At 41.0% G+C, this 251-nt stretch carries 1 pseudogene; it reads right to left on the bottom strand.

Annotated elements, in window-relative coordinates:
* A pseudogene (locus SB679_RS25505) lies at window positions 1-251 on the bottom strand (gliding motility-associated C-terminal domain-containing protein); the annotation flags it as partial.

Genomic DNA, 251 nt, shown 5'->3' with positions numbered 1-251 from the left:
GATCAGTAAATGGAGATGCTAAAGTAGCAGTTCCTCCCCATTTCATAATGAAACCATTTGCAGACTCACTATGGTTGTTTACTATTAAATAGTAGGTTTCACCAGGTAAAACGTCCATATACTTTGCCCATTTGTCTCCACCTACAGTGTCACACAAATCTGTGGAAGTCATGTTAAGACCAGTAATTCCACTTGTTACCGAATAAGATCCACGAAGAGGAGTTCCTCGGGTGGCGCATGTTTTATTGGGA

Source organism: Chryseobacterium sp. SIMBA_029, assembly GCF_046535275.1.
GTDB lineage: Bacteria > Bacteroidota > Bacteroidia > Flavobacteriales > Weeksellaceae > Chryseobacterium.
This window is presented reverse-complemented; position numbering and strand designations above follow the sequence as displayed.